Genomic DNA, 12,622 nt, shown 5'->3' with positions numbered 1-12,622 from the left:
ACAACACATATGTATGCCTTCAGTTACTCCAATCCCCGGACGCTGGATGAGGTGAGCGCTGCCAGCGGTCAGTTTCTGGCCGGCGGCCAGAGCCTGATTCCATCCATGAAGCTGCGCCTGGCCCAGCCTGGTGCGATCGTGGATCTCAACCAGGTCGATGGTCTGGCGGGAATCCGCGTCAGCGGCGATCAGGTCGAGATCGGTGCCATGACCCGTCATGCCGATGTGGCTGCCAGCCGCGAGGTGCAGCACGCCATTCCTGCTCTGGCCGAGTTGGCGGGCGGTATTGGCGATCGCCAGGTGCGGGCGCGAGGCACGATGGGCGGATCGCTGGCCAACAACGACCCCGCGGCATGCTATCCCAGTGCGGTGCTGGGTCTGGGCGCCACCGTGCTCACCCAGCGGCGCGAGATTGCGGCCGAGGACTTCTTCCAGGGCATGTACACCACGGCTCTCGAAGAGGGCGAGCTGATCAAGGCCGTGCGCTTTCCGGTGCCCAGAAGGGCCGCCTATATCAAGTTCAAGCAGCCCGCTTCGCGCTTTGCGCTGGTGGGCGTGTTTGTGGCGCAGACGGCGCAGGGCGTGCATGTGGCCGTGACCGGCGCGGGACTATCGGTCTTCCGCCACGCAGGCCTGGAAGCGGCGCTCAACCAGAGTCTCACGGCCGCTGCGGCGGCTGCAGTGCCTATCGACGACAGCGAGCTCAACAGCGATCTGCACGCGAGTGCGCGCTACCGGGCGCAGCTGATCAGCGTCCTGACACAGCGGGCGGTGGATCAACTGCTCTCAGTCTGAGCGGCTTGGCCGCTTTCCCCTCTCTCGCTTCGCGGGAGGGGGCAACAGCCTCGCTGCGGGGCGGTCCTTGCTTGCTGTCTCGTTCTTGTATTTTGAAGAAAAGTGGCTCTGGTCTATATGGATAAAGCGCAGGCAGCTATGAATACTGATGTGAACAGCGCTTTGGAGTCGGTGGATGGGCTGCTGGCCGCCTTGCAGGAGGTGGGCTATTTCGCGGACCGGCGTCTGGCTACGGCCGTGTTTCTGGCGCTCAGGCTTCAGCGGCCCCTGCTGCTGGAGGGGGAGCCGGGCGTTGGCAAGACCTCGCTGGCGCAGGCGCTGTCCCAGGTGCTGGCGCGGCAACTGATCCGGCTGCAGTGCTATGACGGCCTGGAGCAGCGTGAAGCGCTGTATGAGTGGAATTACGCCGCGCAGCTGCTGCATCTGCGCGCGGCCGAGCTGCGTGGTGCGGCGGAACTGGAGGCTGTCGAGCAGGAGGTCTATCAGCCTCGCTATCTGGTACGCCGGCCTTTGCTGCAGGCCCTGCAGGCGCCCGCGCCCGGCGCGGTGCTGCTGATTGATGAGGTGGACCGGGCCGACGAGCCTTTCGAGGCCTTTTTGCTCGAGTATCTGGGGGAGTACCAGGTCAGCATTCCCGAGCTCGGGGTCATCAGGGCCCAACTGCCGCCGGTCACCATTCTTACCAGCAATCGCACGCGTGATCTGCATGACGCGGTCAAGCGCCGCTGTCTCTACCACTGGCTGGACTATCCCGAGCGCGAGCGCGAGCTGGCCATTGTCCAGTCCAAGGTGCCTGAGGCCGCAGCGGCCTTGACCGAGCAGATCGCGCGCTTTGTGGACCGGCTGCGCAGCCGCCCGTTTGCCGATGCCTTCGAGCGCACGCCCGGCATTGCCGAAAGCGTGGAGTGGGCCAAGGCGCTGGTGGCGCTCGACACCCTGGTCATAGACCCCGAGCTGGTGCACGAGACGGCGGGCATTCTGTTCAAACAGCGCGAGGACGTGGCCGCGCTCACGCCAGAGCGTCTGCAGCAATTGCTGGAGCCCGATGCCACAGCCTGAGCTGCAGGCGCAGTCGCCAGAGCGGCCCGCGAGCGTGAGCTGGTGGGGGGACGCGCGCAGCGGCAAGCTGCCCATCAATCTGCTGGGGTTTGGCCGAGCCCTGCGCCGCGCGGGGCTGGCGGTGGATGCCGAGCGCCTGGCGCTGGCCCAGCAAGGCCTGATGCTGGTGGGCATGAACCGCGAGGACGTTGCCGCCGCGCTGGAGGCCGTGCTGGTTTCGCGAGAACAGGATCTGGCGGTCTTTCGCGAGCTGTTTGCGGCCTACTTTCGCAACCCCGAGGTGGCCCAGCAGCTTCTGAGCCAGTTGCTGCCGGGCGCGCCTGAGGCTGCCAGGCCGCGTCACAGGCCGCGTGTGCAAGAGGCCTTGTCGGCGATTCGCGCCGCACGGCAAAAGACCGCGAGCGAGGAGCTGACGCTGGATGCCGCCATGTCGGCCAGCGACCGGCGCAGGCTGCAACACGCGGATTTCAACCAACTCAGTGCCAGCGAGTACCGCCTGGTGCAGCAGCTGGCGCGCGATATCCGCTTGCCGCTGCCAAGCTATCGCAGTCGCAGAAGCGAGCTGCGCGCCTCAGGGCTGCGCGTGCACTGGCCCGCCAGTCTGAAGGCGGCGGCAGCCACGGGCGGCGAGCTGGCAAGTCTCAAATGGCGCAGGCGCAAGCGGCTGCCCATGCCCTGGCTGGCACTGGTCGATGTGTCGGGCTCCATGGAGCGCTATGTGCGTCTGCTGCTGGCATTTCTGCACCAGGCCACCAGCCCCAGGCGATATCCGCAGCTGCGCCGCCATGTCTACAGCATGGGAACCGGCCTGCAGGAGCTGAACCGGGCTTTTGCCCACAGCGACCCCGATGCCATGCTGGCCCAACTCAATCGCGACATTGACGATTTCGGCGGCGGTACCTGCCTGGGGGAATGCCTGGCGCAGCTGCGCCGGCAGCAGGCGCGCCATCTGGTGGGCAGGCGTACCCTGGTGCTGCTGGTCAGCGACGGGCTGGATACCGGCGACAGTGCGCTGCTGGAGCGGGAGCTGCAATGGCTGGCCCGACACAGCGCGCGCATTGTCTGGCTCAACCCCTTGTTGCGTTTTGACGGGTATGCCCCGCTGGCCAAAGGCGCGCAGGTACTGCATCGTCACAGCCATGCCATGCTGGCCGTGCACAACCTGCAGTCGTTGCAGCAACTGGCTGTCCACCTGGCGAAGCTGCTGCAACTGCCTCGCCGAGATTGAAAAGGAGAACACCATGGAAATGCATGCCAGCCGTCTTCTTGCCGTGAGCCAGCAGCAGGCCTGGGAGGCGCTCAACGATCCGCAAACCTTGCAGCAGTGTCTGGCCGGCTGCGAGAAGTTCGAGGATGCAGGCGATGGCTCCTATGCGGTGACCATGTCCGTGAAGATCGGTCCGGTATCGGCCAAGTTCAACGGCCGGGTCACGCTGTCGGACGTGCAGCCGCCCAAGAGCTACACGATTGCCTTTGAAGGTCAGGGCGGTGTGGCCGGCTTTGGCAAGGGCCAGGCCAAGGTCGATCTGACGCCCACCGATGCAGGGCATTGCGAGCTGCAGTACGAGGTGCAGGCTCAGGTGGGCGGCAAGATTGCCCAGTTGGGCCAGCGCCTGATCGACGGCGCAGCCAAGAGCATGGCCGAGGACTTCTTTGCGCGCTTCGAAGCCTTGATGCAGCAGCGCCACCCTAGCGAGCAGTCCGAAGACGAAGGCGGTGCAGAAGAGCTGGATACACGCTCCTGGGAGCACGACGCGGCCTCCACCAGCTACGCGCCGCTGGACGCCACGCCCTCGGCGCCGCCGCGCGAATCGTCAGGCATCCCCGTCTGGGCCTGGGGCCTTGGGGCTGTCATCGTGCTGGGCGCGCTCTGGCTGCTGACCCGTTGACCAGCGCATGAATAAAAAAGCCCCTGAGCCTGAGGCCAGGGGCTGGATGGAGATGGCCAAACCTTACTGAGGCTGGGCGTGGAAAGCCTTGTTGGCAATCTTCCAGCCCTGCTCGGTCTTGAGCAGCACAAAGTAGTCGGTGAAGGTCACGGCACCGTGGTAGAGCGTGACCTTGGCCATGGCGGCCGTGCCCACGATGTCCAGGGAGTCGATGACGCGGCGACGCGTGGCTTCGTCGGCGGCGGGCGTGTTCTTGAAGCGCTGGCAGTAGAAGTCCAGGTCCCAGGAGGTCAGCGGGCCTTCGCGCACCGATTCGAGGCGGGCCGTGGGCATGAAGGCTGCGCGCATATGCTCGGCATTGTCTTCGGCATGGCCGCGCATATACAGCTCCAGCGGCACGCGCACGGCGGCTTCTTCGGGGTGATTGGTCAGGCGTTCGGTGGTCATATGGGTTTCTCCTTGGAGCCGGATTCCCTGCGCCGCATGGCGGACGCAGCAAGGGGCAGTGTCAGCCGCCAAGCATGAGGCCTGAAAAAGCCGTCATTGATGCTATGAAAGTCAGCACTGTTTAAGTCTCCGAATACGGAACTTCAGCAGGTAAACCCAAGGTAAAGCGGGGGTAAATGCTGGCAAAGCCGGCGCTGCCTGACCCGGGGTTTGATTGCAACTGGATACCATTGGCGCCAATTCAGGCTCGAAATTCCTGCGCTCAACCATGTCCAGCTCATCCAAATTGCACCCCAATCGTCATTCTTTACAGCAGGGCAAGGTCCGGCCCGTCTTGCTTGCCACGGTGGTGCTCGCCCTGGCAGCCGCTGGCGGTGGCTATTGGTGGTATGCGCAAAAACAGGGTGCAAGCGGCGATACGTCTGCGTCTGCAGCTCCTAAGCAGGGAGCGGGCGGGCCCGGTGCACGCGCAGGGCGCAATGGTCGCGCAGGGCCGGGCGGCCCCGGCGGCCCTGGCGGCATGAGCCAGGCTCAGCCTGTGAGCGTCGGAGTGGTGGAGCAGCGTGACATGCGCGTGCTCGTGAGCGCCATCGGCACCATGAATGCACGTGCCACGGCCGTGGTGCGCGCCAAGGTTTCGGGCGAGCTGCTCAAGCTGCACTTCAAGGAGGGGGACGAGGTCAAGGCCGGCCAGTTGCTGGCCGAGATCGACCCGCGCAGCTTTGCTGCCTCGCTGGCGCAGGTGCAGGGCTCTCTGGCACGCGATCAGGCCCAGCTCAAGAATGCGCAGCTCGATCTGCAGCGCTACAAGGAACTGCAGGCCCAGGACTCGATTGCCCGCCAGCAGGTCGATACCCAGGCCGCGCTGGTGCGCCAGCTGCAGGGTACGGTGGCGGCCGATCAGGGTCAGGTCGATGCGGCCAAGCTGCAGCTGAGCTATACCAGGATCACGGCCCCCATCTCGGGTCGCCTGGGCCTGCGCCAGGCCGACCTCGGCAACGTGGTCAACCCTTCCGATACCAACGGGCTGGTGACAATCTCCCAGATTCGCCCCATCGATGCCGTTTTCTCCATTCCCGAAACCCATGTCGGCACGCTGGCCCAGCAACTGCGCGAGGGCAAGCTCATGCCCGTAGAGCTCTGGGACCGCGAGCAAAAGCAGATGCTGGCCAAGGGCCAGCTCAATGCGCTGGACAACACCATCGACACGACCACGGGCACGGTCAAAGCCAAGGCCTCGTTCGACAACGCGGAGCGCAAGCTGTTCGCGAATCAGTTCGTCAACGTCAAGCTGCAGCTGCGCCAGATCGATCAGGCGCTGGTCGTGCCCGCGAATGCGGTGCAGAACAATTTCGTCTATCTGGTCAAGCCCGACAACACGGTCACCCAGCGCAAGATCACTGTGGGCGTGACGGACGGTGACTATGTCAGCGTGCGCGGCGAGCTGGAGCCCGGCGACAAGGTTGTGACCGACGGCATCGACCGCCTGCGCGAAGGCGCGCAGGTGACGGTGGTGGACTCCGAAAAGGTCAAGAAGGTCGACCAGGCCGTGCAGGATGCCGCCAACCAGCCGCGCGGCATGATGCGCAACCTCAGTCCCGAGCAGCGTGAAAAAGTCTCCAAGATGACGCCCGAGGAACGCAAGGAGTTCTTCCAGAAGCTGCGCGCCGAGCGCGGTGCCAATGGCGGCAATGCAGGTCCCGGCCAGGGACCGCGTGGCACGGACGCCCGTGGCGATCAGCCGCGCGAGGCGCAGGGCAGTCCCTCCAAGCCGGACCCCAAGGCAGAAGCCAAGCCGGATGCCAAGCCTGCGGTTGCGAACGAGGCCAGGCCCCAGGCCGGCGCCGAGCGTGGTGAAGGCGGCGAGGGCCGCACGGAAAGATCCGAGGGCCGGGGGGACCGTCCCCAGCTGACTCCCGAGCAGCGCGCCAAGCTGGAGGCCCTGTCGCCCGAAGAGCGCCGCGCTTTCTTCCAGAAGCTGCGCGCCGAGCGCGAAGCAGGCGGCAAGGCTGAGACCAGCGGCGCGGCGCGCTGAGCATAGCCAGAGCCTGCGGCCATCATGAATCTCTCGCGCCTCTTCATTCTTCGGCCCATCGCCACCAGCTTGCTGATGGTGGCGGTGCTGATCTCGGGCATTCTTGCCTACCGCCTGCTGCCCATCTCGGCCCTGCCCGAGGTGGACTACCCCACCATACAGGTCACCACGCTCTACCCCGGGGCCAGCCCCGATGTGATGACCTCCAACGTCACGGCACCGCTGGAGCGCCAGTTCGGCCAGATGCCAGGGCTGGACCAGATGTCCTCGACCAGTTCGGGCGGCGCATCGGTGATCAGCCTGCGCTTTGCGCTCGATATGTCCATGGACGTGGCCGAGCAGCAGGTGCAGGCCGCCATCAACGCGGGCACCAATCTGCTGCCCAGCGACCTGCCCATGCCCCCGCTCTACAGCAAGGTCAACCCGGCCGATGCGCCGGTGCTGACACTGGCCATCAGCTCGCCTTCGCTGCCCGTCATCAAGATCAACGATCTGGTGGAGAACCGCCTTGCGCCCAAGCTCTCCCAGGTCAAGGGCGTGGGCCTGGTGGCCATTGCCGGCGCGCGCCGCCCGGCCGTGCGCATCCAGGCCAACCCCGCAGCGCTGGCCAGCTTCGGCATGACGCTGGACGATGTGCGCACCGCCATCTCTGCGGCCAACGTCAAGACCGCCAAGGGCAGCTTTGATGGCCCCAACCGCGCATCGACCATCGATGCCAACGACCAGATGCAGTCGGCGGCCGAGTACCGCAACCTGATCATCGCCTTCAAGAACGGCAACCCCGTGCGCCTGTCCGATGTGGCGCAGACCGTGGACGACGCCGAGAACACGCGTCTGGCAGCCTGGTCGGGCACGCCCGAGACTGGCTCCAAGTCGGCCGTGATCCTCAATATCCGCCGCCAGCCCGGCGCGAACGTGATCGACACCGTCGATGCCATCAAGAACCTGCTGCCCCAGCTCAAGGAGACGCTGCCGGCCTCTATCGACGTGCAGGTGCTGACCGACCGCACCGTGACCATTCGCGCCTCGGTCAAGGACATGCAGTTCGAACTGGCCCTGGCCATCGCCCTGGTGGTGATGGTGATCTTCCTGTTCCTGCGCAGCGCATCGGCCACGCTGATTCCCAGCGTGGCGGTGCCGCTGTCGCTGGTAGGCACTTTCGGCGTCATGTATCTGGCGGGCTTTTCCATCAACAACCTCACGCTGATGGCCCTGACCATTGCCACGGGCTTTGTGGTGGACGATGCCATCGTGATGATCGAGAACATCGCCCGCTATGTGGAAAAGGGAGAGCCGCCCATGCAGGCCGCGCTCAAGGGTGCCAAGCAGATCGGCTTTACCATCATCTCGCTGACCATCTCCCTGGTCGCGGTGCTGATTCCGCTGCTGTTCATGGGGGATGTAGTGGGCCGTCTGTTCCACGAATTCGCGATCACCATGACGGTGGCGATTCTGATCTCGGCCGTGGTTTCGCTCACGCTCACCCCCATGCTGTGCGCGCGCCTGCTGCGCCACCAACCCGAGGGCGAGAAGAAAAAGGCCGAGTCCAAGGGCTTCGGAGCTGCGGTCGCGCGCTTTTTCGACAAGGTGATTGCCGAATACGGCCGCATGCTGACCTGGGTGCTGGATCACAGCAAGCTGACCTGGCTGGTGTTCATCGCCACGCTGGTGGTCACGGTGCTGCTGTATTTCGTCGTGCCCAAGGGCTTTTTCCCCGAGCAGGATACGGGCACGATTGCCGCGACCACCGAGGCCGACCAGTCCATCTCCTTTGCCGCCATGGCCGAGCGCCAGCAGGCGCTGGCCGAGCATTTGCTCAAGGACCCGGCCGTGGCATCCATCTCCTCGTTTATCGGTGTGGATGGCACCAACACCACGCTCAATACCGGCCGCATCCAGATCGACCTCAAGCCCCATGCCCAGCGCGACCGTCTGCCGGTGGTGCTCAACCGCCTGGCCGAGGACTCCCGCGCCGTGCCCGGCATCCGCCTCTATGCCCAGCCCGTGCAGGACCTGACCATAGAGGATCGCCAGGCTCGCACCCAGTATCAGTTGCTGCTTTCCTCGCCGGACATGAACCAGCTCACGGCCAGCACCAGGATGTTGGTCGAGCGTCTGCAGCAACTGCCCCAGCTGCTCGATGTGAGCAGCGATCTGCAGAACCAGGGCCGTCAGGCCTATGTGCAGATCGACCGGGCCCAGGCCAGCCGCCTGGGCGTGACGGTCTCGTCGGTGGACTCGGCGCTCTACAACGCTTTCGGCCAGCGTCTGATCTCCACCATCTTCACGCAGTCCAACCAGTACCGCGTGGTGCTGGAGGTGGCGCCGCAGTTCAAGATCGGGCCCGAGGCCCTGCAGAACATCTATGCCGCATCGAGCAACGGTGCACCGGTGCCGCTGTCATCGATTGCCACGGTGAGCGAGCGCCCGATGGCGCTGGCCGTCAACCATGTGGGGCAGTTGCCGGCGGCCACCATTTCGTTCAACACCGCCTCCGGCGTGTCGCTGGGCCATGCGGTGGAGGCGTCCCAGGCCATCATTGCGCAGTTGCGCGACGAGGGGCAGATCCCGCTGTCGGTGGACACGCAGTTCCAGGGCGCGGCGCTGGCTTTCCAGGCCTCGCTCTCCAACACCCTGCTGCTGGTGCTGGCCGCCATCATCACCATGTACATCGTGCTGGGCGTGCTCTACGAGAGCACGATTCACCCGATCACGATTCTCTCCACCCTGCCGTCGGCGGGTGTGGGGGCGCTGCTGGCGCTGCTGGTGTCTGGGCTGGATCTGGACATCATCGCCATCATCGGCATCATCTTGCTGATCGGCATCGTCAAGAAGAATGCCATCATGATGATCGACTTCGCGCTGGACGCCCAGCGCGAGGAGGGCATGAATGCACGCGACGCGATCTACCAGGCCTGTCTGCTGCGTTTCCGACCGATTCTCATGACAACGCTGGCAGCCTTGCTGAGTGCGCTGCCCATGATGCTGGGAACGGGCGTGGGCAGCGAGCTGCGCCAGCCGCTGGGCGTGACCCTGGTGGGCGGTCTGCTGCTGAGCCAGCTGCTGACCCTGTTCACCACGCCGGTGATCTATCTGACTTTTGAAAACTGGGCCGAGGGCTGGCGCACCAGGCGCGGCCTGCCGGCCGTCAAGCATGTGCCGCATTCCGAAGCCGAGGTCATGGGCGAGGCAGGCGATGGCGGCCGGGACGGGGCGCGTCCATGAGCATCTCCACGCCCTTCATCTTCCGGCCCATTGCGACCCTGCTGCTGACCATAGGCATGGCTCTGGTGGGCGGCGTGGCCTATTTCCAGCTGCCGGTGGCGCCGCTGCCGCAGGTGGACTATCCGACGATTTCGGTGACCGCCAGCCTGCCCGGCGCGGCGCCGGACACCATGGCGGCCACCGTGGCCACTCCGCTGGAGCGCGCCCTGGGCGCGATTGCGGGCGTCAACGAGATGACGTCCAGCTCCAGCATGGGCAGCACGCGCATCACGCTGCAGTTCGATCTGACGCGCACGGTGGACAGCGCTGCCCACGACGTGCAGGCCGCCATCAATGCGGCGCGCACGCTGCTGCCTTCGGGCATGCCGGGCAACCCGACCTATCGCAAGGTCAACCCGGCCGACGCGCCCATCATGATTCTGGCGCTGACATCCCAGTCCCTCACACGAGGCCAGATGTATGACGCGGCCTCCACGGTGCTGGCGCAGAAGCTGGCCCAGGTGGAAGGCGTGGGCCAGGCATCGATCAACGGCGGCGCGCTGCCGGCCGTGCGCGTGGAGCTGGACCCGGTGCGGCTGGCCGCCAATGGCGTATCTCTGGATTCCGTGCGCACGGCCATCACCGCCACCAATGCCAACCGCCCCCTGGGCGCCGTGGAGCGCGAAGACCACTACTGGCAGGTGGCCACCAACGACCAGGCACGCACTGCCGCCGAATACGCGCCCCTGGTGCTGCGCTGGAACAACGGCAATGCCGTGCGGCTGTCCGATGTGGCCGATGTCACCGACTCCGTGCAGGACATACGCAACTACGGCGTGATGAACGGCAAGCCTGCCGTGCTGCTGCAGGTGTTCAAGCAGCCCGACGCCAACATCCTGCAGGCCGTGGACAAGGTGCGCGCCATGCTGCCCCAGCTCAGGGCTTCCATCAATCCGGCCATCGATGTCACGGTGATCTCGGACCGCACGCCCACGCTGCGCGCCTCGGTCAAGGAGGTGCAGAACGCGCTGCTGATCTCGATAGCGCTGGTCATCATGGTGGTGTTCGTCTTTCTGCGCCGCCTGCGTGCCACGCTGATTCCGGCCGTGGCCGTGCCTGCCTCGCTGATGGGCACCTTCGGCGTCATGTATCTGTGCGGCTACACGCTGGACAACCTCTCGCTGATGGCGCTGACGGTAGCCGCAGGCTTTGTGGTGGACGATGCCATCGTGGTGCTGGAGAACGTGATGCGCCACATGGAGCGCGGCAAGACCGCGATGCAGGCTGCCATCGAAGGCGCGCGCGAGATCGGTTTCACCGTGGTCTCCATGAGCCTGTCGCTGATTGCGGTGTTCGTGCCCATTCTGTTCATGGCCGGCATCGTGGGGCGGTTCTTCCGTGAGTTTGCCGTGGTCATGTCGGCGGCGATTCTGGTCTCCATGATCATCTCGCTGACCACCACGCCCATGATGTGTGCGGCTCTGCTGCGCACACCGGCAGAGGAGGAGCGCCGCCGTGCCGAACGCGCCAGGCGCCCCTTCACACGCCGCTGGGATGCGTTCTGGCTGCGCATCTCGCAGGCCATGGATCGCTTCGAGCTGCGCGTGACGGCGCTTTACCGCCGCACCCTGGCTTGGGGACTGCGCCACCAGCCTGTGGTGCTGCTGAGTCTGGTCGCGGTCATAGGCCTCAACATCCATCTCTACCAGACCATAGACAAGGGCTTCATGCCCAGCGAGGACACGGGTCGCGTCATGGGCTTCATCCGTGCCGATCAGTCCACGTCCTTTCAGGCTATGGAGCGCCGCATCAAGCGTTTTCTCGATGTGGTGCAACAAGACCCGGCCGTGGAGTATGTGACCGGCTTCACCGGCGGCGGGCAGGCCAATGCGGCGAATATGTTCATGTCGCTCAAGCCCATGGCCGAGCGCAAGGTGTCTAGCGACGAGGTCATCAACCGCCTGCGTGAAAAGCTCAAGGACGAACCTGGCGCGCGGCTGTTCATGATGACCCAGAGCGATGTGCGCATCGGCGGGCGCCAGAGCATGTCCTCCTATCAGTACACGCTGCAGGCCGACGATACGGCCGAGCTGCGCCTTTGGGAGCCGCGCATCCGCCAGGTGCTGTCCACCCTGCCGGAACTGACCGATGTCAACAGCGATGTCCAGGACAACGGCATGCAGACCAAGCTGGTCATAGACCGCGACCAGGCCACGCGCCTGGGCCTGACAGTGGCGCAGATCGACAACACGCTCAACGATGCCTTCGGCCAGCGCCAGGTGGGCGTGATCTACAACCCGCTCAACCAGTACCGCGTGGTGATGACGGCCTCGTCCCAGTATCTACAGAGCCCTGAGACGCTGCGCGGCTTCTTCTTCGTCAACAGCGCGGGCCAGCAGATTCCGCTGACGGCCTTTGCCAAGATCACCACCTCGACCACGCCGCTGTCCGTGCCGCACCAGAGCGGCACGCCCGCCAGCACCGTGAGCTACAACCTGGCGCCCAATGTCTCGCTGTCGCAGGCCAATGACGCGATCCGCAATGCCATGCTGGAGCTGGGCGTTCCGGTATCCATTCGCGGCAGCTTCAGCGGCTCGGCCGGGGCCTTCCAGCAGGCGCTGGCGGGCCAGCCCCTGCTGATCCTCGCGGCCATCATCACCATCTATCTGGTGCTGGGCATACTCTACGAGAACCTGGTCCATCCGCTGACGATTCTGTCCACCTTGCCCTCGGCCGGTGTGGGGGCGCTCCTGGCGCTGATGTGGTTCAAGACCGAGTTTTCGCTGATCGCCTTCATCGGTGTGATCCTGCTGATCGGACTGGTCAAGAAGAACGCCATCATGATGATCGACTTCGCGCTGGAACGCGAGAAAGGCGGTCATGCCACGGCGGCCCAGGCTATCTATCGGGCCTGCCATCTGCGCCTGCGCCCCATACTGATGACCACCATGGCGGCCCTGTTCGGCGCGCTGCCCCTGGCCCTGGGCCGGGGCGACGGTGCCGAGCTGCGCCAGCCCCTGGGCATTGCGATCGTGGGCGGCCTGCTGCTGAGCCAGTTGCTCACGCTCTACACCACGCCCGTGGTCTATGTGCTGCTGGACCGTGTGCGCCGCAGCGTGCTGCGCCTCTGGGCGCGCCGTCCGGCCAGAAGGCGCGGCGCTCAGGCCTCTGCCATGGCTGAGGCGAAGTGAGA

8 protein-coding genes are annotated in these 12,622 nt (G+C 65.3%); 7 read left to right on the top strand and 1 reads right to left on the bottom strand.

Going from position 1 to position 12,622, the window contains the following annotated elements:
- Positions 1 to 9: 9 nt before the first annotated feature.
- The 4 genes from V8Z78_RS13150 to V8Z78_RS13135 all read left to right on the top strand — a co-directional run bounded on the left by V8Z78_RS13150 (position 10) and on the right by V8Z78_RS13135 (position 3,743).
- On the top strand, positions 10 to 795 hold the full coding sequence (locus V8Z78_RS13150) for an FAD binding domain-containing protein (RefSeq protein ID WP_003069190.1): 786 nt from the start codon (positions 10 to 12) through the stop codon (positions 793 to 795).
- A 138-nt stretch (positions 796 to 933) separates the two neighbouring features.
- Entirely contained in the window at positions 934 to 1,854 is a 921-nt protein-coding gene (locus V8Z78_RS13145) for an AAA family ATPase (protein WP_045839981.1), read from the top strand.
- Positions 1,841 to 3,082 carry a vWA domain-containing protein gene (locus tag V8Z78_RS13140; RefSeq protein ID WP_349731525.1) on the top strand — a complete coding sequence of 414 codons (1,242 nt, stop codon included), beginning with the start codon at positions 1,841 to 1,843 and terminating at the stop codon, positions 3,080 to 3,082. The genes V8Z78_RS13145 and V8Z78_RS13140 overlap by 14 nt, the downstream gene beginning before the upstream one ends.
- A 13-nt stretch (positions 3,083 to 3,095) precedes the next feature.
- Entirely contained in the window at positions 3,096 to 3,743 is a 648-nt protein-coding gene (locus tag V8Z78_RS13135; RefSeq protein WP_046460910.1) for an SRPBCC family protein, read from the top strand.
- A 63-nt stretch (positions 3,744 to 3,806) separates the two neighbouring features.
- Here V8Z78_RS13135 and V8Z78_RS13130 read toward each other — a convergent pair whose 3' ends face one another.
- Positions 3,807 to 4,190 (bottom strand): nuclear transport factor 2 family protein, encoded by a 384-nt coding sequence (locus tag V8Z78_RS13130; protein ID WP_003069196.1) that lies wholly within the window; start codon positions 4,188 to 4,190, stop codon positions 3,807 to 3,809.
- A gap of 268 nt (positions 4,191 to 4,458) precedes the next feature.
- On the opposite strand from V8Z78_RS13130, the gene V8Z78_RS13125 reads away from it, so the two are divergent.
- From V8Z78_RS13125 to V8Z78_RS13115, 3 genes are read left to right on the top strand one after another with little or no spacing between them, the layout of a single operon-like run.
- On the top strand, positions 4,459 to 6,225 hold the full coding sequence (locus V8Z78_RS13125) for an MdtA/MuxA family multidrug efflux RND transporter periplasmic adaptor subunit (RefSeq protein WP_280041855.1): 1,767 nt from the start codon (positions 4,459 to 4,461) through the stop codon (positions 6,223 to 6,225).
- Between the two features lie 24 nt (positions 6,226 to 6,249).
- Positions 6,250 to 9,450, top strand: a complete 3,201-nt coding sequence (locus V8Z78_RS13120; RefSeq protein WP_046460908.1) for an MdtB/MuxB family multidrug efflux RND transporter permease subunit — start codon at positions 6,250 to 6,252, stop codon at positions 9,448 to 9,450.
- A complete protein-coding gene (locus V8Z78_RS13115; RefSeq protein ID WP_349731524.1) occupies positions 9,447 to 12,620 on the top strand; it encodes an efflux RND transporter permease subunit in 3,174 nt (1,057 codons plus the stop codon). Before V8Z78_RS13120 ends, V8Z78_RS13115 begins: the two co-directional genes overlap by 4 nt.
- Positions 12,621 to 12,622 lie beyond the last annotated feature (2 nt).

It is taken from the genome of Comamonas sp. wu1-DMT (assembly GCF_040187805.1).
GTDB lineage: Bacteria > Pseudomonadota > Gammaproteobacteria > Burkholderiales > Burkholderiaceae_C > Comamonas > Comamonas thiooxydans.
Note: the sequence above shows the minus strand (reverse complement) of the source record. Positions and strands in the feature narration are given on the sequence as shown.

What these genes read in the sequence shown, in the direction of transcription:
- V8Z78_RS13150 (WP_003069190.1), top strand. Translation starts at nt 10, where the DNA reads ATGTATGCCTTCAGTTACTCCAATCCCCGGACGCTGGATGAGGTGAGC.
- V8Z78_RS13145 (WP_045839981.1), top strand. Translation starts at nt 934, where the DNA reads ATGAATACTGATGTGAACAGCGCTTTGGAGTCGGTGGATGGGCTGCTG.
- V8Z78_RS13140 (WP_349731525.1), top strand. Translation starts at nt 1,841, where the DNA reads ATGCCACAGCCTGAGCTGCAGGCGCAGTCGCCAGAGCGGCCCGCGAGC.
- V8Z78_RS13135 (WP_046460910.1), top strand. Translation starts at nt 3,096, where the DNA reads ATGGAAATGCATGCCAGCCGTCTTCTTGCCGTGAGCCAGCAGCAGGCC.
- V8Z78_RS13130 (WP_003069196.1), bottom strand. Translation starts at nt 4,190, where the DNA reads ATGACCACCGAACGCCTGACCAATCACCCCGAAGAAGCCGCCGTGCGC.
- V8Z78_RS13125 (WP_280041855.1), top strand. Translation starts at nt 4,459, where the DNA reads ATGTCCAGCTCATCCAAATTGCACCCCAATCGTCATTCTTTACAGCAG.
- V8Z78_RS13120 (WP_046460908.1), top strand. Translation starts at nt 6,250, where the DNA reads ATGAATCTCTCGCGCCTCTTCATTCTTCGGCCCATCGCCACCAGCTTG.
- V8Z78_RS13115 (WP_349731524.1), top strand. Translation starts at nt 9,447, where the DNA reads ATGAGCATCTCCACGCCCTTCATCTTCCGGCCCATTGCGACCCTGCTG.